The sequence below is a fragment of the Streptomyces flavalbus genome (assembly GCF_042674625.1).
Taxonomy (GTDB): domain Bacteria; phylum Actinomycetota; class Actinomycetes; order Streptomycetales; family Streptomycetaceae; genus Streptomyces; species Streptomyces flavalbus.
Genome location: NZ_JBHTEB010000001.1, coordinates 3,521,541 through 3,546,469, shown reverse-complemented (window position 1 = coordinate 3,546,469; position 24,929 = coordinate 3,521,541). Strand labels below are relative to the sequence as shown.

Genomic DNA, 24,929 nt, shown 5'->3' with positions numbered 1-24,929 from the left:
TTGTGAACGGCCCGCTCATCGTGGGGGCGCCTACATGGGCACGACAAGAAACCGGTAGGTCAAGAGGGAGTAAAAATGTTCCGCTCGATGACCGACGTTCATGCACATGAACGTCGGTGGGATGGGTTCAGAAGCGTCCTCCCGCGCCGTCGTCGGCCAGTCGCATCAGCAGCACCTCGAACTCCGCGTCCCGCGTGAACCGCGGTTCCCCGCCGTCCTGGCGCACGAGCCGGGTCAGCGTCCCCTGGTGCCACCAGTAGACGTCCGGGCTCACCGGGCCCACCGCGTCCGTGAAGTTGGCGGCGGCGAAGGCGGCCATGCCGTGCAGCGTCGGGAGCAGCGCGGCGCCCCCGACGGCGGCCACCGGGCACAGGGCCAGGTGGTAGCGGTTGGGCAGCGCCACCAGCGCCCCGCCGGGGCCGAGTTCGTCGCCGGTGAGGTCGCGGACCAGCCGGTCCGCCGTCAGCACCCGGCTGGACGTGAAGAACGACTCGCCCGTCACCACGCCGAAGCGCGCGCCCCCCGCCCCGTGCAGCACCGTGTGGCTCCCCACCGGCAGGGCGCCGAGGTTGGCCAGCGCGCGGCGGCGCAGCCCCGCCAGGTCGCCCAGCGGCGCCAGCGCGTCGTCGGTCAGCGGCAGCACGCTCTCCGGCAGGTCCAGGGCGAGCACCTCGCACAGGCCGGGCGCCACCACCCGGGCGTGGGTGTAGTGGACGGCGTCCGGCTCGATGACGTCCCGCGCGACCACCCAGGGGCGCAGCGCGGCCAGCAGCTCGGCGGGCGTCAGGGACGCCAGCGGGGACGGTCCGTCCACCACCCGCAGCAGACGGCCGACGTGGTCGTGGATCGCCTCCGGCCAGCCGCGCCGCCCCCGGGGTTCGTGGTGGCAGACCGCGGCGAGGTCGTCCAGCGCGAAGTGGCGGCCCGAGCTGTCGCTGACCCCCGTCGGCTGGAGCGTCACCTCCAGACCGCGCTCGGCGAACGCCTCCCGCACCCGGGCGCGGAAGTAGGCGGCCTCGTCGACGGAGAGGAAGGCGTAGGCGGTGTCGCGGGGGGTGTCCCGCGGGTCACGCCGTGGCGAGCGATGGGAGATCCACATGAGGTCGGCTGCCCTTCCTGACGGTGATGGTGTCAGGCCGCAACGTGGGGGAGCGGTGGAGGGTTCAACTCCGGTACACGGCACGGGGACTGAACCGGTGGGGGCGCTGTGCCGTTGGTGCCCCCTGAGGTGAGGAGGTCCCGCTTGCTGGTTCCGGGCCGGGTCCAGGAGGTCGACGTGCTGCGCGGGGTGGCGCTGCTCGGCATCCTGCTCGTCAACGCGCAGGTCATCGCCGGGCCGCGGGTGGGCGCGGGGGGCGTGCCGGTCGTGTCGGCGGTGGACGAGGTGGCCGGGTGGCTGGTCACCGCGCTCGTCGCCGCCAAGTTCTATCCGCTGTTCGCGTTCCTGTTCGGCTACAGCTTCACCCTCCAGCGCGCCGCCGCCGCACGCGCGGGCGTGCCGTTCGCGCCCAGGCACCTGCGCCGACTGCTCTGCCTGCTCGCCCTCGGGCTGGCGCACGGCGTGCTGCTGTTCGCCGGGGACATCCTCACGGTGTACGCGGTGCTGAGCCTCGTACTCTTCGCGTTCCGGGACGTCGCACCGCGGGCGGTCGTGCGGACGGCGGCCTGCCTCGTCGTGGGCTGCGCGGTGTGCCTGCTGGCGTGGGGGCTGCTCACGGTCCGCTACGCGGAGCCGGTGGGCGCGCGGGAGGTGGCGGTGTGGGCGCAGGAGCGGGTCTCGGTGTACCGGGGCGGTCCCGGTGACATCGTCGGGGCGAACGCGCGGGCGCTGCGGGACGGGCTCGGGTGGAACCTCGTGTACGCCCTCGACGTCCTCGCGGCCCTGCTGGCGGGCCTCGCCGCCGGGCGGGCCGGGCTGCTCACGGCTCCCGGTCGGCACCGGGCGCGGCTGCGGCGCGTCGTCGCCCTCGGGCTGCCGGTCGGGCTGGCCGGGGGCCTCGTCATGGCGGTCTGCCGCAACGGGCCGCTCGACAGGCGCTGGTACGACGTCGGGTCCGCCGTCGGCGTGCTGACCGCACCGGCGCTGACGGCGGCGTACGTCTGCGGGCTGCTGCTGGTGCTGGACACGGGCGCCGGACGCCGGTTCGCCGCCGTCCTCGCCCCCGCCGGGCGGCTGGCGCTCACCCACTACCTCTCCCAGTCGCTGGTCCTGGCGCTGGTGTTCACCGGGTACGGGCTGGCCTGGTACGGGCGGGCGGGGACGGCGGCGCTGCTCGCCGGGTGCCTCGTCCTGTACGGCGTCCAGGTCGCCGTCAGCGGCTGGGTGACGCGGCGCTTCCGGTACGGACCGGCGGAGTGGGTGCTGCGGGCGGCGACGGTGGGGCGGGGGCGGGGTTCCGCGGCGGGGTGAGTCATCCTCCGGGCTTGTTCAGGGTCACCGCGCCGCGCTGCCACTTGCTCAGGACGTCGGCGTCGGAGGGTGTCTCGTGGGCGGTCGCCGTCTCGTAGGCGGTCGCCGTCTCCTGCTCGGTCGCCGTCCCGTGGGCCGTGGCACCGGTCCACGCCCGGGTAGCGCGTTCCGTGATCGCCGCCGTCTCCGCCTTCGCCGCCGCCGAGATCGCCGCCGCGCCGGGCTCCTTGTACCAGGGGCGGAGCTGGATCAGCGCGGGCCGGACGCCGGTGGCGAGGAGCAGGGCGGTGCCCTTGGGCAGGGCGCGGATGCGGTCGGCGGGCAGCACGGGGTCCAGGCGGTAGGAGTACGACCGGGAGACGCCCTCCTTGCCACGGGAGACCGACGGGGTGCGGACGTCGGCGTTGCCGACCAGCTTGGAGATCTTCTCCACGAAGTCGGCGTCGTCCAGGCCCGCGCCGAGCAGCTTGATCGTGGCCGCGCTCCACAGCGCGTCCATGCCCGCCTCGCCCCACACCCGGCTGCCCTGCCGGTAACTCTGGAGCAGGGTGACGACGTTGATGCCGCGGGAGCCGAAGTGGCTGTACAGGTCGGGCAGGTCGGAGATGCGGCAGACGTTGGCGGCCTCGTCGAGGACGGCCGTCATCGGCGGGTCGAGGCGGCCCCCCATCCGCTCGGCCGCGACCACCCCGGCGCGCATCGTGGCGTCCGCGAGCCCGGCGATGACGCCCGCCGCGGAACCGCCGCCGTCCTTGGAGAGCAGGTACAGGGTGTCCTTGCCGAGGACGTGCTCGGCGGGCTTGAACTGCGGCAGCCGCGGGTCGGGCGTCACCCAGGCCACGATCTCCGGGTCCAGGAGGCAGGCCACGCACTGCCGGGCCGTCTCGTAGATGCCGTCCCGGGTCTCCACCGCGCCGCGCACCGTGCCCTGCAACTGCTCGGCCATGGCGACCATGTTGACGTCCCGCAGCAGGTCGACCGGGGTGCGGTCGGCGGGGTCCGCGAGCCAGGCCAGCAGGTCGAGGACCGACGCCTTGCCACGGGCGGCGGCGAGGAACAGCGCGGTGAGGGTGTTCTGCGCGGCGGAGATCCAGAAGTCCTTCTTCGACTGGTCGTCGTTGACGGAGGCCACGAAGTGCCCGGCCAGTCGGCGGGCGCCCTCGATGGTGTGGCAGTCCGCGAGGATGTCCCACCACATCTCGCGCGGGGCGTGCGCGATGCCCTGCGGGTCGAACGTCCACACCCGGCCGGTCTTGGCGCGCTCGGCGCGGGTGACGGCGTACACGTCGGACTTGTTGGACGTCAGCAGCACCGCGCCCTGCGCGCGCAGCACGCGCGGGACGGCGATGCCGGTGGACTTGCCCGCGCGCGGGGCCATCAGGTCCAGCTCCACGTCCTCGAAGGAGGACCGCAGTTCGGGGCCGTTGGGGGCGAGGTCGCCGAGGAGGTTGCCGGTCTCGTCGGGGTGGAGTTCCGTACGGCCCTTCAGGGAGGGGCGCAGTTCGCGGGCGCGGGCCGCGATGCCGTCCGGGGCGAGGGCGGCCAGCTCCCGGCGTCCGGCGAGGCCCTTGGGGCGGGAGAGGTAGCTGACCGCCTTGCGGACGGTCAGCACGCACAGCGCGATGGTCGCGCCGAAGACGACGGCGATCCCGGCCGTCACCCCGGCCGGGTTCGCGCCCGGCCAGAGCGGGTCCGGGCCCTCGGTCAGCAGCGTCGCGAACGACGCCAGGCCGAACGCCGGGGGGTGCCAGCCGGAGCCGGTTACCGCGGCGCCCAGCGTGCCGCCGAGCCAGACGCCGCCGAAGAGGACCAGGAAGCCGCCCGCCACCAGCACGATCGCCCACGGCATGAGTTCGCCGCCGTACATGCGGCCCTTGGCCGCGGTGGAGCCGCTCATGGGTTCACCTTCCGTCAGCGGGGGCCGTTGGCGGGCTCGTTCGCCGCCCAGCGCTTGTTGGTGTCGTGCAGGTGCCGTTCGGTGTCGGTGATGGCGACCTGGATGGGGATGCCGGGACGGCCACCGACCTTGATCAGGAACCGGCCGCGGCCGGGCGGCTCCTCACGGTCGCCGTGCGCGGCCCAGCCGGGCGGGGAGGACCAGGAGGAGACGAGTTCGATCTCGCGTCGGGACAGGCCCACGATGTGGCCCAGCTCCTCCATCTCCTGGCGGGGCAGCCCGGCGCACACCACCATCCCGGCGCGCTCCACGAAGCCGCGCGCCTTGACCCGGTCGGCGTCGGTGCCGAGCGCCTCGGCGTCCTTCAGGGTGTGGGTGATCTTGGCGTCGCCGAGGCCGAGGGTGCGGTTGAGGCGGGTCAGCGCGTCGATGCGGTCGACGATGCCGGAGGCCGCGCGCAGCGGACGCCACAGCTCGTCGAGGACGGTGAAGAACCAGCGCCGGGGCGCGAGTCCGGCGTCCGCGAGGGCGTGCGAGGCGGCGACCGTGCCCAGCCCGTCGGACCAGGCCGCGAGCATCGCCGCCGCGGTGAGCTGGGTGTCCGCCTCACCGATCCGGGAGATGTCCATGCACACCGCGGACGAGTTGAGGTCGATGCGGGTGGACGTCTCGGCGGCGAACGTGTCACCGAGCGGGCCGTCCAGGATGCCCAGCAGCGAGCGGTGCAGCGGGTCGACGGCGTCGCGGTAGCGGGACTCGTCGCCCCGGTCGAGCGTCACCGCCCGTACCCGGGGCGGCCCTTCGGCGAGGACCCGCACCAGCTCGGGCAGCAGCGGCGCGCGGCCGGGCGGGGTGCGCTCGCGCAGGTGGTGCAGGGCCGCCGAGAGCACGGACTGCTCGTGGTCGCTCATGGCGCCGTCCCGCACGATGGTGATCAGCGCGGCGACCATGTTGAGGACGCGGCCGTGCGTCTCCGCCTCCAGCATCCGCCCCGCGTCCCCGCCGATCCGCTGGGCCGCCGCGCCCATGGCGCCGGGGTCGAGGACGTTGATGCCGCCGACGCCACGGCCGATGGAGATGACCTGACCGCCCAGCGCGCGCACCGTGTCGGCGTAGTCCGGCTTGAGGTCGCCCAGCACCAGCGGCACCACACCGGTCGCGGCCAGCCCGATGAGCATCCGGTTGACCAGCGTCGACTTGCCCAGACCCGGCATCCCCAGCATGAACAGCGACGGGTTGGAGATGTAGTGGGCGCGGGTGAACCAGGACAGCGGGTCGCCGCACACGGTGGCGCCGGTGTAGAGGTGCTGGCCGAGCGGTACGCCCGTCATGGGGGCGCCGGAACCGGCGGCGAACGGCCACAGACCGCACGCCTGCACGGTGGTCGCCCGCCACATCGACGGCGGGTCGACGTTGGCGACCTGCCCGCCACCGGGACCGGGCCAGCCACGGGAGGGGACGACCGGCTCCCTGCGGGGGCGGTCGGGGGCCTTCTTCTTGGCCTTCGGCTGCTTCCTGTCGCGTGGTCGCCTGCGGTCCGGGTCCTCGTCGCGGTGCGGGGCCGGGGCCTCGTCGTCCAGGTGCGGGTCGAGGTCGTCCATCGTCCGTACCTGCCGTATCCGCGTTCTCACAGCGCCTCCTTCAGCTCGCGCGGGACGAGCGTGTGCTCCCACGGCAGGAGACCGACCGGGAGCGTGCAGCTGAACGCCGCCGCCTGCATCCGGTCGGCGGGGCGCATCAGCAGCCGCGCCCCGGCCAGCAGGTTGCGGACGGTGACGTTCGCGTCCTCCAGCTCGGCGTCCGAGTCGACCGTCACCGTGACCATCAGCGAGAACTCCACCAGCCCGGCGCCGGTGGCCTCCTCCACCGCCGTCTGCTCGGCGGCGCGCACCTCGTTGGCGGCGCGGGCCTGCACCATGCCGCGCCGGGACGTCGCCATGAACTGCGCCGCCCGCCGGTCGGCCTCGACGATGCGCGCCGACGTCGCCGGGTCGATGGGCCGGTACAGCAGCGCCACCCGCTTGCGCCGGGTGCCGGGGGCGTCCTCCAGCAGGCCGCGCAGCACCTGGGCGCGGACGGTGCCGCGCGGGGCGAGGGTGAGCATCCAGGTCCGGGAGACGCCCGAGTCGTGCTGGTACGCGTTCACCTTCTCGATCGCCGCGGCGGGACCGGCGTCCTCCCACGTCAGGCCGGTGCCGCCGTGCACGGCACGGGCTTCGAGGACGTCCGCGCCGACGGCCGGGTCGTACGCGACCCGGACGACCTCGGCGATGCGTTCCGCCGACAGGGGGGTGGCCGGTCCGCCGCCCGCCCGGACGACGCCTTCGAGCAGGCCGGGGATGCGGACGGCGAGGTCCGCGACGAGGTCCTCGGCGCGGCGCTTCTGGCCGGGCGGCATCCCGTAGGTGAGCGCGAGGTAGGTGTGCATCTCCGACGACGCGGTGGGGTAGCGCTCCACGACCTCCTCCATCACCGCCCGCGCCGCCGCCGGGGCGTTCGGGTCGATGCGGGGGAGCACCTCGTTGGCCAGCCGGGTGCCGGTGTCCGGGGCGGTCTCGACGACCACGGACGCGCCGCGCAGCCCCGGCTCGCTGGAGAGCCGGGCCAGCCAGTGCCCCCAGGACGCCACCCAGTTGTCGATCTGGTCGGAGTCGACGAGGGAACCGCCGTCGGGTTCACAGCCGAGCACGATGGTGTAGAGGTTCTTGCCGGGGTGGTGCAGTACGCCGAAGGGCTGGTCGTAGGCGTCCCGGCCCTCGGTCACCTTGACCCGGCTGAGCAGCCCCGGCGGGCGGAAGTCGCCGCCCGGGCGCGGGGACAGCGGGCCGGAGACGTAGCTGGTCGACCCTTTGGCGCGGCGCCGGAACCAGCCGACGCGGACCGCGAACAACTGGTAGACGTTGCGGCCGTCCTGGGTGCGCACGGCCAGCGGGAGCAGGAACAGGAGCTGGATGAGGACGACGCCCAGGGTGAGCGGCAGGGAGATGAGCGACACCATCAGGTCGACGACGAGCCCGCCGAACAGTCCGACGGTGCCGACGAGCCCGAACGGACCGAGGCCGGGCCGCCTCGGTCGGCGCCAGTTCCCGTACGTCGGGGAGGCGGGGGCGGCTTCGGTGGACATGGGGTGGCTGTCCCTTCGGTGAGGTGGGAGGAGGTTGACGAGGAGTGAGGGGGCCGGGTGCGAGGGGGACGCACCCGGCCCGGTCCACGGTCGGCCACCGGGGCGGCCGGGTCAGCGGTCGTCGTCGCGGTTGGCGCCCTGGACGCCGCTGGCGAGGACGCCCACGGCGCCCTTGCCGATCTTTCCGGCCACGACCAGGGCGGCCAGCGCGGGATTCGCCGCCGCAGCCGCGCCACCGGCGCTGGCCGCACCGGCGCTGGCCGCACCGGCACCGGCCGCTCCGGCACCGGCCGCTCCGGCACCCGCCGCCCCCGCGCCGCCCGCACCGGCGCCCGCCGCTCCGGCCTGGCCCGCGGGTCCGGCGCCGCCGTTCGCGCCGCCGCGACCGCCCGACCCGCTCGCGCCGGAACCGCCGCTCGCGCCCGAGGGACCGCGCGAGCCCGAGGGACCGCCGCCCCCGCCGCCCGAGGCCGCCTTGCGGCCGCCCGAGTCGGCCAGCGACACCGCGCCGGACGCGATGCCCCCGGCGACGCCCATGGTGGCGGAGCCGACCGAGTCGCCGCCGAGCGCGGCCGTCGCCGGGACGATCAGCCGCATCAGCGCGGGCAGCGCCACGGCCGACAGCAACAGCAGCCCCATCCCGGCGATCTGCGTGTCGACGTCGCTGTGCGCCTCGGAGGCGTCGACCATGACGGACCCCGAGTACAGGACGAGCGCGACCGTCGGCTTGTACAGCAGCCAGGCGGCCATCCAGCCGACGTGCTTGCGCCACCAGGTGCCGCCCCAGTCCGTCATGGACGCGGCGGCGGCGATCGGCAGCGTGCCCATCAGGATGATCATCACGCCGAGCCGGATCCACATCAGCAGCGCGTGGATGATCCCGGCGATCAGCAGCAGCACCCCGATGACCAGCAGCAGCATGTTCGGTACGTCGCCGTTGCAGTTGATGCCCTCCATCAGGTTCTGGAGGGTGCCGCGCAGCAGGAAGTCGGAGTACCGGTCGGTGAGGTCGACGAACGTGCCGATGATGGCGGTCACGCCCGCGCTCACCACCAGGACGCGCAGGATGCCCTTGAGGGCGAGCTGCCCCGACTCCGCGCGCCGCGTCAGCGCCATCTTGGTGGCGGCGACGAGGATCGAACCGCACGCGAGGTACACGACGATCCACCGCGTCTGGTTGCTGATCTTGCTGGAGGCGCCCGGGTTCGTCGACTCGATGTCCCACACCGCGTCGAAGACGCCGAGCGCGCCCTGGATGATGATCTCGGCGACCATCTGGATCATCGTGCCGATGGGGTCGCCGAACATGCCGAGGAAGTCGATTCCCCCGTCGCACCCGGCTCCTGCCGCGGCCAGATTCATCTCACGCCCCCCACAGGGTGAAGCCGTCGGTTGTCGCCCGGCGCTTGACCGCCGAGTACAGGGACCCGTCGTCGCGCAGCGCCACCTTCCAGTCGCCGTCCCGCCAGCGCACCGACACCGAGGTGGTCAGGTAGCCGCCCATCGGGTCGGTGACGAGCAGCCGTACGTCCGCGCGGTCGGCGGCGTACGACTCCAGGGCGTAGCCCATGAACCGGCCGACGGGGCTGTCCGCGGAGACGGCCTTGCCGGACTTGGCCTTGTCCGTGACGAACGAGTCCCGCGGCGCCCCCGGTACGACCTGCTGCTGGGCGACCAGCCGCCAGGAGACGCCGCTGAGCTGCACGGGGATGACGTGCGCCGCGAGCACCGCGCCGGTCGGCGTGTGGGCGAAGCACCACCACATCGTGGCCTCGGTGTTCAGCGGCCCGGCGGTGGGGGAGACCGGCACCATGATGGCGACCAGCTTCCGCCACTCCACGTCCCCCGGCGCCGTGGTGGGCCGCGCGGCGTCCCGGTCGTCGGTCGCGCAGTTCTCCGGTCGGCCGCCCGGACCGCCGCGCACCTGCTGCGGGTCGCCGGGCGACAGCGGGCCGTCCAGGCCGGTCAGGATCTCCCGGCTGGTCTCGGCGAGGTCCACGCCCTTGGGGTCGCTGACCAGGGCCACCAGGGACATGACCAGGAAGAACCCCAGGAAGAGGGCCGAGCTGATCCAGCCCCGCTCTTTGTAGAAGGGACCGCTCACCGGGTTACCGCTCACCGGGTTACCGCTTGCCGGGTTTCCGTTTGCCGGGTCCCTCTTGCGCTGTGTACCGAACACGTCGACGGCCTCTCCCCGTGGTCGGCCTCAGAAGAGGAACGCGACGGTGGGGCCCGCGGTGGCCACCAGCACACAGCCGCCCAGCACCATGCCGAGGCGGCTGAGGTGCTCCGACCCCTCACCGCGCTTCATGGACACCGCCATCATGATCCCGGTGACGATGACCCCGGCCACCCCGGCGGCGGTGCCCGCCCAGGCGGCGATGCCGAGCACGGTGTTGACGGCGTCGGCGAGTTCGCCGGGTGCCTGCTTCTCCGGCTGCGGGACGTCGCCGGTGCCGCCGGTGGTGCCGCCGGTCGCGGCCAGGATCAGGGTGTGCAGGGTGTCCTTCATCAGGTTCTCCAAGAGCTGTGACGGGTGGGGGACGGAACTGGCGGCCGACGGCGCGGCGGCTACAGCACGAAGTTGACGATCGGTCCGGCGGTGGTGCCGAGGACGCAGGCGGAGATGACGACGAAGCCGCCCCGGAAGTAGGTCGCCCCCTCGCCCATCTCGCCGCGGCGCAACTGCATGGCCATCTGGATGCCCACGACGAGCAGACCGCCGACCGAGGCGGCCGACACGATCCAGGTGAGGTAGCCGAGCAGGTCGCCCACCTCGGGCTGCGGGTTGAAGGAGCCGTTGGGGCCGAACTCGTCGGGGTTGACCCCGGCCAGGGTGAACCGGTCGGCCAGGAACCTCACTTCGGCCTCCGTGCGCGTCCGGCCGGTGCGGCGACGACCCGGGCCAGCGCGCGCACCGGCCGCGGCAACTGCTCGGTCCGCTCACCGAGCCGCCAGCGGGGCATCCACGGGACGCGGTGCACCGTGGCCGCCGAGCGCAGCACGCGCACCTGGCGGCCGAGCGGGCGCGGCAGCCGTCCCGGCGCGTCCGCGACGAGCACGACGGCGACCAGCTCCACCCCGGCCGGGTGCTCGCCCTTGCGGAGCGCGTTCAGCGCCTGGGACGCGGCGCGCATCCCCGCGTGGTGGGTGCGCGCCACCAGCAGCACCTGGCCGGGCTCGCCGCTCGCCGGGTCGGGCCAGCGGCGGCCGAGGTCCGCGCCGCCGAGGGCCTGGGCGAGGGTGCTCGCCCCGGCGCCGCCGTGCGCGCTGACCCAGGCGACCCGGTCACCCCCGGCCACCTGCGCCGCGCGCCCGGCCACGGGGACGGCGGCGGCCCCGGGCAGACCCAGGCCCACCGGTGCGACGCGCCCCGTCTGCGGCGGCGCGGCCTGCGGCGGCGCGGCCTGCGCTGGCGCGGCCTGTGGTGCGGTCGGTCCGCGCACCCACATCTGTGAGCCCGCTGACGTCGCCGAAGGGACGCCCATGCGTGTCCACCCCTTCCTTGTCCCGGATTGAACTGATGGATCGCCGTGTCCGTTGCTGCGTGCGGTGCCGCGGTGATCCGTCGGGCAGCCACTACGGGAAATCAGGTGACCTGGTTCAAGGCGAGGGGTGAGGGGTCGTGGGCGCACCGGGCGGAGGGGACTCCCAGAACGAGGCCGACCGTAAACGGAACTCCATGCTCATCGCCGCCGGGGCCGGTACGGGCGTCCTGGGCTGCCTCTTCGCGCCGCTGCTGATCCTCCTGCTGCTGCTCGGGGTGCTCGTGATGTGCGCCATCGGCTGGATCCTGTGGCCCGTGGTGCTGCTCTGCGAGATCGGCATCCTGCCCTGCGGCGGGGGCGGCGGTGGCGGGGGCGGCGGCGTGGACAGCAGCGTGATCGTGGACGCCTTCAACAGCGACGGCCTCGGCGAGCTGAACACCGAGGCGGTGCCCAGCAAGTACCGCGAGGTCATCGAGAAGGCGGGCGGCGAGTGCGCGCAGATCGGCGCCATCGTGATCGTCTCGCAGGTGCAGTACGAGTCCGGGTTCGTGGAGAACCTGGTCGGCCCCGACGGCGCCAAGGGCCTCTCCCAGCTCCCGCCCGACAAGTTCGAGGAGTACGGCGAGGACGAGGACGACAACGACGAGACCTCGGCCCTGGACGGCGAGGACTCGATCATGGCGCAGGCCCGGTACATGTGCGCGCTCGCCAAGGACATCGACGCCCTGCTCGCCAGCGGCGAGGTGGAGGGCGACCGCCTCGACCTCACCCTCGCCGCGTACGACGCCGGTCTGGACGCGGTCAAGCAGGCCAAGGGCGTCCCGGAGACGCCGCGGTCCCAGACCTACATCATCGGCGTCCGCTCGTCGTTCGCCCTGTACTCCGAGGGCGCGGCCCTCTCGGACGAGGAGTACCCCAGCCTCAGCCCGCGTCCGACGCCCTCGGACTGACCAGCACGCCCAGCGTGGAAAGGAGCCCGCAGATGTTCGGCAGACGTACCCGCGAGGACCAGCGGCCCCCGACGGCCCCCTTCGACGTCCTCATCCGGGGGGACGGCACCGCGACGGTCGACGGCCAGCCCCTCGCTGTACCCGAGGGCGAACCGGTGCACGTGGCCGTCCTCGACCTGATGCACCGCCACGCGCAGGCCCGGGGCGGCCCCGTCGAGGCGGCGATCATGGACCGCCAGCAGGGCGAGGTCACGGTGGTCGAGGTCGCGCCCGACGGATCGAGCCGGGTCGTGCTGCACGAACGGCACGAGGAGCTGGTGGAGGAGGCCCCGGAGGAGGCGGACGGGCCGGAAGACGAACCGGAAGTCGAGCCGGACCAGCCCGACGACGTGTACGAGGCGGCGGCATCCCCCGGCGACACTCCCGTCCCGGCACCCCCCGGCGACACCTCCGTACCGGCACCCCCTGGCGACACCTCCGTCCCGGACCAGCTCGCCGAACTCGTCCGGCTCGTCGCGGAGTCGCTGGACTCCGGCGCTCCGGAGCGGGCCTCGGCGCTCGCCTTCCGGCTGCGGGAGCACACCGTGCGCGCCTACGGGCCCGAGCACCCGCACACGCTGGAGGCGCAGGCACTGGAGGCGTTCGTCGCGCACCGGACCTCCAACCACCGCCTCGCCGCCGACATCTGCCTCGAACTGGCCCGCGTCCGCCACCGCCAGGGCGACCCGCGCGCCCACGAGGAGCTGACGCGCGCGGCCGCGGCCTGGCTGCGCAACGACGACGTGCCCTCCGCCGTCGAGCAGGGCCGGGCACTGCTCGCCGCGCTGCTCACCCTGCGCCCCGCGCACCAGGGCACGCGGACCGTGCTGGACGCCGGGGTGCCGCACCTCGTCAATCGCCGTATGCGCGCCCTGACCACGGCCCCCGTCACGGGCGCCGCCTGACGGCGGACGCGCAGCTCAGCGGGGCTGTGGCAGGGGCGCGGACCGGAACCCCGCGACCCCGCCACCGCCCGGCGCGGGCCCCCGGTCCGGCGGTGGCCGTCAAGCGGGCCGTCAACCGCTCGTCAACGCCACGTGGAACTCCCCTCGCAAGACTCCCGGCCACATCGGGGCCACCGACCACGGCCCCGGAGCGCGACCTCTGCCACGAGGTCATCGACTAGGGGGTACGACCTTGAGCTGGACCGTGATGGGCTCGACGGGAGCGGACACCGCGAGGGAACGGGCGATGCGGACGCTCTACGACGAGCAGGCGGGGGATCTCTACAAGTACGTGCTGCGGTTGCTGGGGGGCGACCGGCACCGGGCGGAGGACGTCGTCCAGGAGACGCTGCTGCGCTGCTGGCGGACGCAGGACCTGGTCAGCGGGGAGCCGTTGCGGCCGTGGCTGTTCCGGGTGGCCCGCAACATCGTCGTCGACGACTACCGGACGCGGATGGCCCGTCCGCAGGAGGTCGACGGCACGGCGTGGCTGGACGAACTCCTCGCCCGCCGCGACGACCTGGACCGGCTGCTGTCCTCGGTGGTGCTCGCGGACGCCTTCAAGTCCCTGTCGGTCAAGCACCGCGAGGTGCTGTACGAGACGTACTACACCGGCAGGTCGACCCGGGAGGCCGCCCTCGCGCTCGGCATCCCGCCGGGCACCGTGAAGTCCCGGCTGTACCACGCGGTACGGGCGCTGCGGATGGCCCTGGACGTGGTGGCGGCGCCGGACGAGGAGGTCGAGGCGGCGCCCGCCTGGTACTCACCGGCCGCGTGAGGCCGTACGGCTGTCAGCGGGCCGCCCTGACGTCCTGAGCGGGGCGTTCCCAGGTGGGCGTCGGACGCCGCGCGGGGGCCGTGGCTGGCGGCGGCGCCGGGACCGTTCCGCGCGCCGCCGCCAGCCACGCCTGGTGCTCCATGACGGCGGTCAGCGCGCTGCCGTCCGGGCCGGGGAGCTGGTTGCGCAGGCGTACGACGCCGATCCCGGCCGTCAGGGCCGCGTCCAGGTCGGTGATCTGGAGCCAGACCGTCTCGGCGCGGGCGGCGGCGGCCTCGGCGCGCTCGCCGTCCCCCTGGTAGTGCCAGCGCTCGGCGATGTCCCGGAACAGCCGTACGCCGCCGCTCGCGTCCCCGGCGAGCACCGCGACGCGGGCCCGCACCTCGCGGATGCCGAGGGCGTCGGGGTGCGAGACGCCGAGGGTGTCGGCGGCCTGCTCGTCGAGGAACGCGGCGAGTTCGGCGGCCCGCGCGATACGGCCCGCCTTGAGGTGCGCGGTGACCTGGGCCAGTGAATCGGCGTAGGCGTCGGGGCCGGTACGGGGGTCGGGGCCGGGGTCTCGTCCCTCAGCGGGGCTTCCGGGGGCGGAACCTCCGGTGGGCAGACCCTCGGAACCCGGGCCTGCCGGGCCTGCTGAACCCGCCGGACCCGCTGCCCGCGCCGGGCTCGCCGGACCCGCCGGACCCGCCGGACGCGCCGGACGCGCCGGGCCTGCTGCCCGCGCCGGACCCGCTGCCCGCGCCGGACTCGCCGGACCCGCCGCGCCCGCCCGCCCCGGCGCCGACCCCGCCGCCCGCTCCCCCCGCCGCCTGGACGACCGCTCCCGCTGCCCGCCCCCGGGCAGTTCCTCCACCGCGCCGTCGGGGGAGACGGCCAGGTGCCACACGGTGCCGTCCGGCTCGGTGGCCCTGGCCCGTACCGGACGGTCGAGTCGGGCCGCCGCCGCGGCGACCGTGCCGATGGCCTCGGCGCGGCTCGGGTGCCGGGTCACCGGGACCAGCGGGCCGTGGGCGACGACCCGGCCGTCCTCGTGCACGGCGAGGGAGTAGACCGGCCAGGCGGGCACGTCGGCGGACTCGTACGCGGGGGGCATGGTTCCTCCGGGCTCGGGGACGGGGAGGTCCGGGCTACTGGACGGCGACATCGGCGACCCGCCACCCCGTACCGGCCGCCGCGCGGGTGAGCCGTACGTACGCGACGACGGTGCTCGGATCGCCCGTCCACCCGGCACGGCCCCGCGGGGACGCGGTCACCGTCCACTGCCGCCAGGCCTCCGTGTCGCTGTCGGGCGGGATCGCGGCGTCGGCGGCCCGCTCCAGCGTGACCTCGGTGACGGCGCGGTGCCCGGCCCACTCACGCCACTGCGCGCCGGGCACCGAGCGCGGCTGGTGGTCGCGCAGGCGCCGCGCGTAGGCGGGGGTCAGCCAGCCCGCGTCGGCCGCGCGGAACCCGGCGTCGTGCGGGCCGCCGTCGGTGACGGTGTCGAACGTCCACAGCACCGTCAGCGCGCCCCGGGCCACCGCGTCGGCGTCCTCCTGGTCGACGTCGGCGGGGCGGGGGACGTCCACCCGCGGGGTGCCCGGGGCCGCCGTCGGCACGGGGGACGCCTCGGCGGGCCCGGACGGGGAGGGGTACGGGCCGGTGCCGGTCGCGGCGGGCAACGAGGGCGCCGTGGGCGCTGCGGGTGCCGCGGAGCCGGGTCCGCCCTCGCCGCCGGTGACGGTCCAGCCGGAGCCGCAGCCGCCCAGGGTGAGGACGAGCGCGAGCGCCGCGACCGTGCCTCGGGCACGGGGGTGCGTCATCCCCACCGTCATCCCCACCGTCATCCGTACCGTCATCCGAACCGCCTCACCTTCTGGGGCCTGTCGCTGTAGTAGGGCTGGTCGAGGCGGTCGATCTTCACGACGTCGCCGGTCTTCGGGGCGTGGATGAACTGCCCGTTGCCCAGGTAGATGCCGACGTGGTCGAAGCTGCCGTGCAGGTCGAACCCGATCACGTCGCCGGGCCGCATCTCGGCGGGGTCGACCGCCTGCCCCGCGCCGACCTGGAGCTGGGAGACCCGAGGCGGCAGCACCTCGCCGCCGCTGGCCTGGTAGACGGCGTACTGCACGAGGCTCGAACAGTCGAAGCCGACCGTGTTGGCGCCCTGCGCGAAGCCCCGCCCGGGGCCCTCGGGCCCGCCGCCGCCCCACGCGTACGGGGTGCCGAGCCACTTCCGGGCGGCGGCCACCACCCGGTCCCCGAACGCGCCGCCGCTCTCGGTGAGTTCGCCCGCGGTGTAGCTCGCCATCGAGGCGACGATCCTGGTGACGTAGGACTGGGTCTCCGGGTACGGCGGGACGCCGCCGAACGTCTGGACCGCGCCGGGCCCGGCGTTGTACGCGGCGAGCATCAGCCGGGTGGGGTCACCGTCGGCGGCCATCGCCCCGACCTTGTCGGCGAGCCAGCAGTCGTAGCGGGCCTGGGTGAGGATGGCGTCGGCGGGCGTGAACGGGTCGGCGACGCCGTCCGGCTGGGCGCTGCCGCCGTCGCCGCCCGCGTCGACGCCCCAGGTCTCCCAGGTGCCGGGCATGAACTGGCTCAGGCCCCGCGCGTCGGCCGGGCTGACCGCGAGGGGGTTCCAGCCCGACTCGGCCTCGATCTGCGCGGCCAGCAGCGGTGCGCTGACCTCCGGGCACTGCCGGGCGGCCAGCTCGATCCACGGCACGTACTCGGCCGGGACGCGCCCGGCGTCGAAGGCGGTGGCGAAGCCGACCGGTGCGGCGTCCCGCCGCTGCTCCGCGGCGCCCAGCACCGACAGGCCGACCATGGAGCCGAGCAGCCCGAGGACGGCACCGCCGGTCACCAGGAGCGTCGATCTCGCGTGTGCGGCTCGGCCGTTCATGTCCAACCCCCTGAGGAAAGCGCGTGGTTCGGGAGCCCCTCCGGGCAGCGTGACCCAACTCGTCCGGTATAAGAGCTTTTTCGAGCTTTCTGGTGAGACATCCCTTGTGCGTCTTACGCAACGTATGTATAACTTGCGTTCGTTGAGTCAGCGGATGAAGGAGTTGCCGTGGCGGGGGATGTGCCGGATGTCAATCCCTGGTTGCCGCAGCCGGGTCCTTCGAGGGGCAGCAACGGGAAACCCCGACGATCGGTTCAGGAGGTGTCGGTGCGGCTCTCGGGCCCCGCGGCGCCCCAGGGCGTCGGAGTGCCCCGGCCCGAACACGCGCTGCCCGTCGCCCCGCCGCCCGGGCCGGACGCGACCGGGCACGCCGGGCCCTCCTGGTGGTGGCTCGGCGTGCACGGCGGCGCGGGCGTCAGCACCCTGGAGCGCGCGGTGCCCGGCGGCCGGGACGCGGGCCGCGCCTGGCCGGTGTCCCCGGCGGCCCCGGCCGCGTCCGTCGTCCTCGTCGCCCGGTCCAGCGCGCACGGCGTGCGGGCGGCGCAGAACGCGGCGCGGCAGTGGGCGTCGGGCATGGTCACCGGCGTCGACCTGCTCGGCCTGGTCGTCGTCGCCGACGCGCCCGGCCGCCGTCCCCGGGTCCTGCACAACCTGGTCCGGCTGGTGTCGGGCGCGGTGCCCCGGCTGTGGGAGATCCCGTGGGTGGAGCCGTGGCGGCTCGGTGAGTCGCCGCTGACCCACCTGCCCCGGGAGTGCGCCCCGCTGGCCCGCGACCTGACCCGGCTCACCCGGCCCGCGTAGGCCCGCCCGTCCCCCGCCCGCCCACCGTCCGACCGAGTAGGAGCCCACCGTGTCCAGCCTGCTGGCGACCGTCCTGGACGCCTCACCCCACCTCGTCCCGCTGGCCCAGCCCTCCGGCGTCCCGGACGTCGGCGGCGGGGAGGCGCCGCCCGGCGCGGAAGGGCTGCTGACGGTGCTGAAGTGGGTGGCCTGGAGCGTCACCGCGCTGTGCGTCGCGGGCATCTTCGGCGTCGCCGCCCGGATGGCGGTCGACCACTCCCGCGGCGGTGGCCGCGAACACGCCCGGGGGCTCGGGATGGTCCTGGGGGCGTGCCTGCTCGTCGGCTCGGCGTCCGGGATCGTCGGGGCGCTGGTCTGACCGCCGGTCGAGGAAGAAGGAGCGAACATGCCGGACTCCCGCGACCGCGCGGCCCCCGACGAGCCCCGCAGCCCCTGGCTGCGCGGCGGCTTCGTCCTCGCCGCCGCGTTCGTCGGCTTCGTCACCGTCATCGGCGCGGCGATAGCCGTGGGCGCGGACACCTCGCGCGAGGACGACCCCACGGCCACCGTGCGGACACCCGGCGCCCGGACGTCCGCTCCCGCCGCCCCCGGCGGAGCCGACTGCCCCCAACTCGCCGACGACGTGCGGGACGTGCCCGACTCCGCGCCCGCGGACGTCACCTGGACCCTCTACGGGTCCGTGGCCCTCCCCGCCTCCGAGGCGGCCGGACCCGCCGTCACCGACGGGGACGTGGCCCGCTGCTACGCCCGTACGCCGCTCGGCGCCCTGCTGGCCACCAGCCAGATCAGCGTGCGCTACCTGGCGGCCGGTGACTGGCTCGCGGTGACCCGCGCGCAGACCGTCGGCGCGGGCCGCGACGCCTACATCTCCGACCGGCGCGCGGCCGAGCGCACCGCGCCCCCGGACGCTGGGGCCGGGGGCGCCGTACACGGGCAGATCGCCGGGTTCCGGTTCGTCACGTACCACGACACGACGGCGGTGATCCAGACCGTGTGGCGGTTCCCGGACGGCCGGATGCAGGCCGCCACCACGACCGTGCTGTGGCGGGACGGCGACTGGCGCCTGGAGTACCCGGCCGCCCCGGTCGCCCCGACCCCGGTGGACTCCCTCGCCGGGTACGCCGAGTGGGGAGGCGTGTGATGGCGGGCTGTGACTTCGGCTGGGTGGCGCCGACGATCGGCGGCTACTGCGTGGGCGACGGCGCGGGCACGGCGCCGAAGGACCTCGGCGACAGCGGCTTCGACGACATCGCCGAGAGCGCCGCGCAGGCGGCGAGTACGACGGTGAAGGCGCTCGGCGGCGCCTGGATGAACCTCGGCACGCCCGACCTCGCGGACAGCGCGGGCCCGGTGGCGTTCCTGCGCGGCTCCACGCTCTGGTTCACGTCCTTCGCCGCCGTGCTCTGCCTGCTCGTCGCCGCCGGGCACATCGCCTGGCAGCGGCGCGGGGAACCCGCCCGGCAGGCGCTGCAGGGGCTGCTCAACCTGGTGGTGGTCTCCTCGGCCGGGGTCGCCGTGGTCAGCCTGCTGGCCGTCGCGGGCGACAGGTTCAGCGTCTGGATCATCGACCGGTCCACCGGCTGCGAGCAGATCAGCGCCACCGGCGACCCGGTCGCGGCCTGCGTCGAGGAGTTCGAGCGGCGCACCTCCGCGATGCTGGCGCTGGGCGGCACGGAGTCGTCGTTCCTGGTGCTGGTCATGGCGCTGCTGGTGGTCGTGGGCAGCGTCGCGCAGATCGCGCTGATGATCGTACGGATGGCGATGCTGGTGATCCTCACCGGCACGCTGCCCCTCGCGGCGGCGGCGAGCGGCACGGCGGGCGGCCGGGTGTGGTTCCGCCGCTCGGTGGGCTGGCTGCTGGCGTTCGTGCTCTACAAACCGGCGGCGGCGGTCGTGTACGCGGCGGCGTTCGCGATGGGCGGGGAGGGCCAGGGGGCCGACGGCGACGGGGTGGTCTCCATGGTCTCCGGTGTCGTCCTGATCGTGCTGGCCTGCTTCACGCTGCCCGCGCTGATGCGGTTCGCGGCGCCCGTCGTGCAGGCGGTGGCGTCCGGGACGGGACGGCGGGGCACGGCCGGGGCGTCCGCCGGGGCGGGCGGCACCGTGTCGGTCACCGGCGCGCTGCCCGTACCGCAGTTGCGGAACCTAGCCGCGGGCCGCTCGGTGTCCGGCGCCGCGCTGACCGCCGACGGCTCGGCGGCCACCGGTGGGCGCACCGCCCCCGGCCCCGCCCCCGCCCGCGGCGCCGACCGGGCGCGCGGCACCACCGACCCCGACCGCACCGCGCCCCGCGACCACCCCCAGCAGACGCAGACGGCGTACGACGACGAAGAGGCGGCGCCACCGGTCCCGGTCCCCGACCGGGACCCCGCCGCCGACGAGCGGCAGGAGAACCCCCGTGGCAGTCACTGAAGCACCCCAGCCCCGCACCTACGGCAACTTCCGCAAGCCCCGCACCTCAGGGCTGCGGGGCCTGTCCCTCGGCGCGACCCTGCTGCTCTTCGCCGGGCTGGTCGCGGTCGTCCTGGCGACGCTGGTCTCGATCTGGGCGGCGCTGGGCCTGGCCGTCGCGCTCGCCGTGCTCACGGCGCCGCTCGCGGTCCGGGACCGGCACGGGCGCACGCTGATGCAGCGCGGCGCGGTCCGGCTGGCCTGGTGGCGCACCACGTCCTCCGGCGGCCACCTGTACCGCTCGGGCCCGCTGGGCCGCGCCGGGTACGGCACCTGCACACTGCCCGGCCTGGCCGCCGGGTCGACGTTGACGGAGGCGCAGGACGGCTACGGCCGCCCGTTCGCCGTGATCTCCATCCCGTCGACCGGGCACCACAGCGTCGTCATCGCCTGCGACGCCGACGGCGCCGCCCTCGTCGACGAGCGGCAGGTCGACACCTGGGTGGCGCACTGGGGGCAGTGGCTGGCCACCCTCGGCGCCGAGCCGGGCCTGGTCGCCGCGAGCGTCACCGTGGAGACGGCGCCCGACACCGGCGTACGGCTGCAACAGGAGATCGCCGCCAACTCCGTCGCCGACGCCCCCGACCTCGCCACCGCGATGCTCCGGGAGGTGCTGGCCGCCTACCCCGCCGGGTCCGCGCAGATCACCACCCGGATCGCGCTGACGTACTCCGGCGCCGCCCGCCCCGGCTCACCGCGGCGCAGCGCCGACGACATGGCGGTGCACATCGGCACCCGGCTGCCCGGACTGACCGCGGGCCTGTCCATGACCGGCGCCGGTACCGCCGTACCGATGACGGCGACCGAGCTGGCGGAGGCGGTCCGCGTCGCCTACGACCCGACCGTGGCGCCCCTGGTGGAGGAGGCGCGGGCCACCGGCGGCTCCGGGCTGACCTGGGACGAGGCCGGGCCCATGGCCGCCCAGGAAGCCTGGGACCACTACCGCCACGACGGCGCGTACAGCGTGACCTGGGCGATGACGGAGGCCCCGCAGGGCGAGGTCTTCTCCAACGTCCTCACCGGCCTGGTCCAGCCCAGCCGTGACATCGCCCGCAAGCGCGTCACCCTCCTGTACCGCCCGCACACCCGCGCCGAGGGCGCCCGCGTCGTCCAGCAGGACTACAAGAACGCCCTGTTCACCGCCCAGCAGTCGCAGATCGGGCAGGCCCGCGACGACGCCGAGGTGACCGCCGCCCGCCGCACCACCGAGGAGCAGGCCCAGGGCCACGGCGTCATCCGCTTCGGCCTGCTGATCACCGCCACCGTCAACTCCGCCGCCGAACTGGCCACCGCGGCGGCCGCCGTCGACAACCTCGCCCCGGCCGCGCGGATCGCCGTACGGCCCGTGTACGGCTCCCAGTCCGCGGCGTTCGCCGCCGCGCTGCCGCTCGGCCTGGTGCTGCCGCTGCACACGGCGCTGCCGCAGACGGTCCGGGACGCGATGTAGACCAGGAGAACTGTGATGACCCGTACCCCCACCTCCACCACCGACCACCGCCCCCCGCGCCCCACCTCCCGGGGCTGGCCGGGACGCGGCGGCGGCATGGTCGGCTACGTCGACCCGGCGCCCGAGTGGCGCGGCACGACGGTCCAGGTCTGCGGGCTGTGGCCGTTCGGCGCGGGCGCGGGGACGCCCATGGTCGGCGTCCCGCTCGGCCGCGACCTGGACTCCGGGGCGACGGTGTGCTGCGACCCGGTGTCCTGGTTCCTGCGCACGGGCCTGCTGGCCAACCCGTCGATGTTCGTGCTCGGCCGCCCCGGCCTCGGCAAGTCGACGGTCGTACGGCGGATGGCGCTCGGCCTGTCCGGGTACGGCGTCCACCCGCTGATCTTCGGCGACCTCAAGCCCGACTACGTCGACCTGATCCGCGCCATCGGCGGGCAGGTGATCAGCCTGGGCCGGGGGCGGGGCAACCTCAACGTCCTGGACCCCGGCGAGTCCCTCCAGGCGGCGGCCCGGCTCACCGGCGAAGCGCGCCGCCGCCTGCTCGCGGACATCCACGGGCGCCGCCTCCACATGGTCTCGGCGCTGGTGACGATCCTGCGCTCGGCGCCCCCGACGGACCGCGAGGAGACGATCCTGTCGGCGGCCCTGAACGTCCTCGACGACCGCACCGGCACCCAGGCGCCGGTCCTCGGTGACCTCGTACGGGTCATCAAGGACGCCCCGGAGGCGGTGCGTTCGGTCGCCCTGGACCGCGGGGACCTGGCCCGCTACCGGGACATCACCGAGGACCTGGAGGCGTCCCTGACCGCGCTGCTCGGCGACGGCCGACTCGGCGGCACCTTCGCCCGCCCGACGACGGAGCCGATGAAGCTGGACCGCCCGGTCTGCTTCGACGTCAGCGGCATTGACGACAGCGAGACCCTGCTCCAGGCGGCGGCCCTGCTGTCCTGCTGGTCCTACGGCTTCGGCGCGGTCTCCGCCGCGCACGCCCTCGCGGACGCCGGACTGGAACCCCAGCGCAACTACTTCCTCGTCATGGACGAACTGTGGCGGGTCCTCCAGGCGGGCCGCGGCCTCGTCGACCGCGTCAACGCCCTCACCCGCCTCGACCGCCAGCGCGGCGTCGGCCTCGCCATGGTCACCCACAGCATCGACGACCTCCTCGCGCTGCCCACCGAGGAGGACCGCACCAAGGCCAAGGGCTTCGTCGAACGCGCCGGGATGGTGATCTGCGCGGGCCTGCCGCCCGCCGAGATGCCGCAGCTCTCGCAGGTCGTGGAGCTGACGGAGGCGGAGAAACGCCTCCTGACCGACTGGTCCACCCCGCCCGCCTGGGACGCCACGGGAGGCCGCCACGCCGACCCGCCCGGCCTCGGCAACTTCCTCATCAAGGTCGGCAGCCGCCCCGGCATCCCCCTCCACGTGGACCTGACGAAGGCGGAGCTGGGCGTCAACGACACCAACCGGCGCTGGCGGAAGCGGACGTAACTCCCGGGGGAGACACGAAGGTGGGCCTGGCGAAGAGGGTCGGACGGGCGCTGCTGCGGGTGCTGTCCCGGACGGCGCCCCTGTGGGGCCTGGCCGCGGTCGGCCTCGGCCTGGGCCTCGCCATGGGCGCGACGATGGGTCTCGCGCTGCCCATGGGGCTGGCCGGGATGGCCTGCTTCGGTGCCGTCGGGCGGGAGATCATGAGACGCCGGGCGGCGGCCCCACGGCCCGCGGCACGGCCGTCACCACCGCCCGCCCCGCCCAGCGAGCCCGTGCCGCCCCCGACCCCGCCCCCCGTCCGGGCGACGCGGACGACGCAGCCGCCGTCGATGCCGCCCTCCGTGGCACGGTTCGCGAACCTGCCCGTGCCCGGCGCGACCGCCCGGTCCGCGCCCCGGCCCCGCACCCCGGCGCCCACCGCCTCCCGACGGCGGCGCACAGGGCCCTCCCGGTGACGGCGTGAACCGTTTCCCCCGCCGCTCCGATGTGCCTGACGACGCCAACAAGGAGGAGGTCCAGCGATGGCGGACCAGGAGCGCAGGAACAGGCGGGGTACACCGGACTCGACGGGGAGCGGGAACTCGGGGAACTCCGGGAACAGCGGCAACAGCGGCGACTCCGGACAGACGAACACGAGCGTCTCCAGCAGCGACAGCTACACCACCGCGCCGGAGGTGTGGAACAGCCTGCCGGACGACCCGCCCAGCGAACGGCGGGTCAGGGAGACCGCGCGGGACCGGGACAGGGTGCGGCTGCCCTCCAACTTCGACCCGGAGTCGCTGCGGGCGCTCCCGCAGCGCAACCCCTTCTACTCGACCGCCATCCAGGGCTGGGCGTACGTCACCCACGGCAGGACGTTCACGTCCGCCCTGAACCGGGCGGGCACGGCGTACCGGTGGGTCGAGGCGAACCGGAACCAGATCGCCGCGATCGGCGGTGCCGGGTCAGCCGCCATCCTCCAGGGCGCGGGCATCCTCGGCCAGAGCGCCGCCGCGCCCGCCCAGACACCGGGGCAGGCCGCCTACGGCGCCGGTACCGGCGTGGCCGCGGGGCTCGCGGCGCTCAGCACCATCGAGGGCGTGCGGAGCGTCGCCAACGAGCTGTACCGCCGCTACACCGGCCAGGGGCCGTCCCCGGAGTTCCAGCGGTCGCGGTGGAGCAACCTGGGGGTGTGGGTCACCCAGGCGATGCAGGCGGGCGGCGCCGCCGCCTACGGCTACGGAGCCAGCGGCCACCAGCAGGACGCCAACGCCGCGTACCTCACCCAGGGGCTCGGCGCGCTGACCCTCGGGACCGGGACCCTGGCCCAGCCCGTCGCGGAGTGGTACGCCAACCGGAACAACCCGCAGTCCACCGGGCAGGGCACGACGCACGGCACGACGGACGGCACGGAACTGAGCACCCTGCCCTCCCAGCAGAGCCAGCCGGTGGCCCCGGTCGCGCCGGTGGACCAGTGGGAGACGTACGACGCCCAGAGGTGGAACAACGCCACGGAGGGCCAGCCGTTGGCCGAGTCGTCGCGGATGGGAGCGGCGCGCGCGCAGAACCCGGTGGCCTACACGTCCAGCTACCTGCCGCACAACGCCGGTTCGGCGGCCGACCAGACACGGCGGTCCAGCCAGTCCACGTCGTCCGGTCAGTCCCAGCAGAACAACGGCAGCTCCTCCACCCAGCAGAACCAGCACAGCGGCAGCAGCAGCCGCAGCAAGGGCAAGAAGCCCGCGAAGCGGGGCAAGTGATCCATGGCGCCTGACAGCTCCGAGGCGGCTGGCTCGGAGACGGCTGGCTCCGAGGCCGGGACCGAGCAGCCGCGGTTCATCCTCTACCTGAACGGGGCCGACTACGCCCGGACGCTGCGCCAGCTCACGCTGTGGGCCCACCACGTCCTGCTGCCGGTCTACGGTCGGGAGGTCACCTCCTCGGAGCCCTGGTGTTCCCGTTGGTGGGAGCACCCGGAGGCGGTCGCCCAGCTGCACGGCCTGTGGCTGGCCTGGGGTGAGCTGACCGGCCCCGGGTCGGGGATGTGCGGGCCCGCCAACTGGCACCGGGACTACCTGGGTCCGGTGATGACGGCCCTGCGCGACCCGTCGGGCCCGTTCGCCGGGTGCAAGCCGGGCAGCCACCGCGCGAAGGAGGTCCCGACGGTCGACGCCAAGGACCCGTTCGGACCGCCACCCCCGTAGGACGGGCGTCCCCGTCACCCGCTGTCGGCTGACGGGGACGCCCGC

Annotated in this window: 25 protein-coding genes; 13 read left to right on the top strand and 12 right to left on the bottom strand. The window is 74.8% G+C overall.

Annotated elements, in window-relative coordinates:
* Positions 1 to 127 precede the first annotated feature (127 nt).
* Positions 128 to 1,099, bottom strand: a complete 972-nt coding sequence (locus ACFQZ6_RS15780) for a hypothetical protein (protein ID WP_381609126.1) — start codon at positions 1,097 to 1,099, stop codon at positions 128 to 130.
* 144 nt (positions 1,100 to 1,243) lie between these two features.
* Here ACFQZ6_RS15780 and ACFQZ6_RS15775 point away from each other — a divergent pair, with 144 nt between their 5' ends.
* The gene (locus ACFQZ6_RS15775; RefSeq protein ID WP_381609123.1) at positions 1,244 to 2,410 is read left to right on the top strand and encodes a DUF418 domain-containing protein; all 1,167 of its coding nucleotides are present in this window, start codon (positions 1,244 to 1,246) and stop codon (positions 2,408 to 2,410) included.
* Position 2,411: 1 nt separating this feature from the next.
* On the opposite strand, the gene ACFQZ6_RS15770 is transcribed toward ACFQZ6_RS15775, so the two are convergent.
* The 8 genes from ACFQZ6_RS15770 to ACFQZ6_RS15735 all read right to left on the bottom strand — a co-directional run bounded on the left by ACFQZ6_RS15770 (position 2,412) and on the right by ACFQZ6_RS15735 (position 10,919).
* The gene (locus ACFQZ6_RS15770) at positions 2,412 to 4,307 is read right to left on the bottom strand and encodes a type IV secretory system conjugative DNA transfer family protein (RefSeq protein WP_381609120.1); all 1,896 of its coding nucleotides are present in this window, start codon (positions 4,305 to 4,307) and stop codon (positions 2,412 to 2,414) included.
* A 14-nt stretch (positions 4,308 to 4,321) separates the two neighbouring features.
* The gene (locus ACFQZ6_RS15765) at positions 4,322 to 5,938 is read right to left on the bottom strand and encodes an ATP/GTP-binding protein (protein ID WP_381609117.1); all 1,617 of its coding nucleotides are present in this window, start codon (positions 5,936 to 5,938) and stop codon (positions 4,322 to 4,324) included.
* A complete protein-coding gene (locus tag ACFQZ6_RS15760) occupies positions 5,935 to 7,431 on the bottom strand; it encodes an SCO6880 family protein (protein WP_381609114.1) in 1,497 nt (498 codons plus the stop codon). The genes ACFQZ6_RS15765 and ACFQZ6_RS15760 overlap by 4 nt, the downstream gene beginning before the upstream one ends.
* A 111-nt stretch (positions 7,432 to 7,542) precedes the next feature.
* Positions 7,543 to 8,793, bottom strand: a complete 1,251-nt coding sequence (locus tag ACFQZ6_RS15755) for a hypothetical protein (protein WP_381609111.1) — start codon at positions 8,791 to 8,793, stop codon at positions 7,543 to 7,545.
* Position 8,794: 1 nt separating this feature from the next.
* Positions 8,795 to 9,535 carry a hypothetical protein gene (locus tag ACFQZ6_RS15750; RefSeq protein WP_381609108.1) on the bottom strand — a complete coding sequence of 247 codons (741 nt, stop codon included), beginning with the start codon at positions 9,533 to 9,535 and terminating at the stop codon, positions 8,795 to 8,797.
* A gap of 102 nt (positions 9,536 to 9,637) precedes the next feature.
* A complete protein-coding gene (locus ACFQZ6_RS15745) occupies positions 9,638 to 9,943 on the bottom strand; it encodes a hypothetical protein (RefSeq protein WP_381609105.1) in 306 nt (101 codons plus the stop codon).
* Between the two features lie 59 nt (positions 9,944 to 10,002).
* Complete coding sequence (locus ACFQZ6_RS15740; RefSeq protein WP_381609102.1) at positions 10,003 to 10,293, bottom strand: hypothetical protein; 291 nt, start codon at positions 10,291 to 10,293, stop codon at positions 10,003 to 10,005.
* Positions 10,290 to 10,919 (bottom strand): DUF6668 family protein, encoded by a 630-nt coding sequence (locus tag ACFQZ6_RS15735; protein ID WP_381609100.1) that lies wholly within the window; start codon positions 10,917 to 10,919, stop codon positions 10,290 to 10,292. Before ACFQZ6_RS15735 ends, ACFQZ6_RS15740 begins: the two co-directional genes overlap by 4 nt.
* A gap of 194 nt (positions 10,920 to 11,113) precedes the next feature.
* Between ACFQZ6_RS15735 and ACFQZ6_RS15730 the strand changes: the two genes are divergently transcribed.
* The 3 genes from ACFQZ6_RS15730 (at position 11,114) to ACFQZ6_RS15720 (ending at position 13,630) form a co-directional block, all read left to right on the top strand.
* A complete protein-coding gene (locus ACFQZ6_RS15730) occupies positions 11,114 to 11,869 on the top strand; it encodes a transglycosylase SLT domain-containing protein (RefSeq protein WP_381609097.1) in 756 nt (251 codons plus the stop codon).
* A gap of 32 nt (positions 11,870 to 11,901) precedes the next feature.
* A complete protein-coding gene (locus tag ACFQZ6_RS15725; RefSeq protein ID WP_381609094.1) occupies positions 11,902 to 12,813 on the top strand; it encodes a hypothetical protein in 912 nt (303 codons plus the stop codon).
* Positions 12,814 to 13,045: 232 nt separating this feature from the next.
* Complete coding sequence (locus ACFQZ6_RS15720) at positions 13,046 to 13,630, top strand: sigma-70 family RNA polymerase sigma factor (RefSeq protein ID WP_381609092.1); 585 nt, start codon at positions 13,046 to 13,048, stop codon at positions 13,628 to 13,630.
* 13 nt (positions 13,631 to 13,643) lie between these two features.
* Here the strand turns inward: ACFQZ6_RS15720 and ACFQZ6_RS15715 are convergent, their stop codons facing one another.
* Genes ACFQZ6_RS15715 through ACFQZ6_RS15705 form a run of 3 tightly spaced genes read right to left on the bottom strand, consistent with a single transcriptional unit; the run spans position 13,644 to position 16,514 of the window.
* Positions 13,644 to 14,723 carry a hypothetical protein gene (locus tag ACFQZ6_RS15715; protein WP_381609089.1) on the bottom strand — a complete coding sequence of 360 codons (1,080 nt, stop codon included), beginning with the start codon at positions 14,721 to 14,723 and terminating at the stop codon, positions 13,644 to 13,646.
* 34 nt (positions 14,724 to 14,757) lie between these two features.
* Positions 14,758 to 15,468: a hypothetical protein gene (locus tag ACFQZ6_RS15710; protein ID WP_381609086.1), complete on the bottom strand. Its 711-nt coding sequence runs from the start codon at positions 15,466 to 15,468 to the stop codon at positions 14,758 to 14,760.
* Positions 15,465 to 16,514: a bifunctional lytic transglycosylase/C40 family peptidase gene (locus ACFQZ6_RS15705; RefSeq protein WP_381609083.1), complete on the bottom strand. Its 1,050-nt coding sequence runs from the start codon at positions 16,512 to 16,514 to the stop codon at positions 15,465 to 15,467. Before ACFQZ6_RS15705 ends, ACFQZ6_RS15710 begins: the two co-directional genes overlap by 4 nt.
* A gap of 267 nt (positions 16,515 to 16,781) precedes the next feature.
* On the opposite strand from ACFQZ6_RS15705, the gene ACFQZ6_RS15700 reads away from it, so the two are divergent.
* The 9 genes from ACFQZ6_RS15700 to ACFQZ6_RS15660 all read left to right on the top strand — a co-directional run bounded on the left by ACFQZ6_RS15700 (position 16,782) and on the right by ACFQZ6_RS15660 (position 24,884).
* A complete protein-coding gene (locus tag ACFQZ6_RS15700; protein WP_381609080.1) occupies positions 16,782 to 17,315 on the top strand; it encodes a DUF6668 family protein in 534 nt (177 codons plus the stop codon).
* 49 nt (positions 17,316 to 17,364) lie between these two features.
* Positions 17,365 to 17,673 carry a hypothetical protein gene (locus ACFQZ6_RS15695; RefSeq protein WP_381609077.1) on the top strand — a complete coding sequence of 103 codons (309 nt, stop codon included), beginning with the start codon at positions 17,365 to 17,367 and terminating at the stop codon, positions 17,671 to 17,673.
* Between the two features lie 27 nt (positions 17,674 to 17,700).
* Positions 17,701 to 18,456, top strand: coding sequence for a hypothetical protein (locus ACFQZ6_RS15690; RefSeq protein ID WP_381609073.1), 756 nt, complete (start codon positions 17,701 to 17,703; stop codon positions 18,454 to 18,456).
* Entirely contained in the window at positions 18,456 to 19,727 is a 1,272-nt protein-coding gene (locus tag ACFQZ6_RS15685) for a hypothetical protein (protein ID WP_381609070.1), read from the top strand. The genes ACFQZ6_RS15690 and ACFQZ6_RS15685 overlap by 1 nt, the downstream gene beginning before the upstream one ends.
* Positions 19,714 to 21,213 carry an SCO6880 family protein gene (locus ACFQZ6_RS15680; RefSeq protein ID WP_381609067.1) on the top strand — a complete coding sequence of 500 codons (1,500 nt, stop codon included), beginning with the start codon at positions 19,714 to 19,716 and terminating at the stop codon, positions 21,211 to 21,213. The genes ACFQZ6_RS15685 and ACFQZ6_RS15680 overlap by 14 nt, the downstream gene beginning before the upstream one ends.
* Before the next feature lie 15 nt (positions 21,214 to 21,228).
* Positions 21,229 to 22,701, top strand: coding sequence for an ATP/GTP-binding protein (locus ACFQZ6_RS15675; protein WP_381609064.1), 1,473 nt, complete (start codon positions 21,229 to 21,231; stop codon positions 22,699 to 22,701).
* A gap of 20 nt (positions 22,702 to 22,721) precedes the next feature.
* On the top strand, positions 22,722 to 23,156 hold the full coding sequence (locus ACFQZ6_RS15670; RefSeq protein ID WP_381609061.1) for a hypothetical protein: 435 nt from the start codon (positions 22,722 to 22,724) through the stop codon (positions 23,154 to 23,156).
* Positions 23,157 to 23,222: 66 nt separating this feature from the next.
* A complete protein-coding gene (locus tag ACFQZ6_RS15665; RefSeq protein ID WP_381609059.1) occupies positions 23,223 to 24,440 on the top strand; it encodes a hypothetical protein in 1,218 nt (405 codons plus the stop codon).
* A gap of 3 nt (positions 24,441 to 24,443) precedes the next feature.
* Positions 24,444 to 24,884 carry a DUF4913 domain-containing protein gene (locus tag ACFQZ6_RS15660; RefSeq protein ID WP_381609056.1) on the top strand — a complete coding sequence of 147 codons (441 nt, stop codon included), beginning with the start codon at positions 24,444 to 24,446 and terminating at the stop codon, positions 24,882 to 24,884.
* Positions 24,885 to 24,929: the final 45 nt, after the last annotated feature.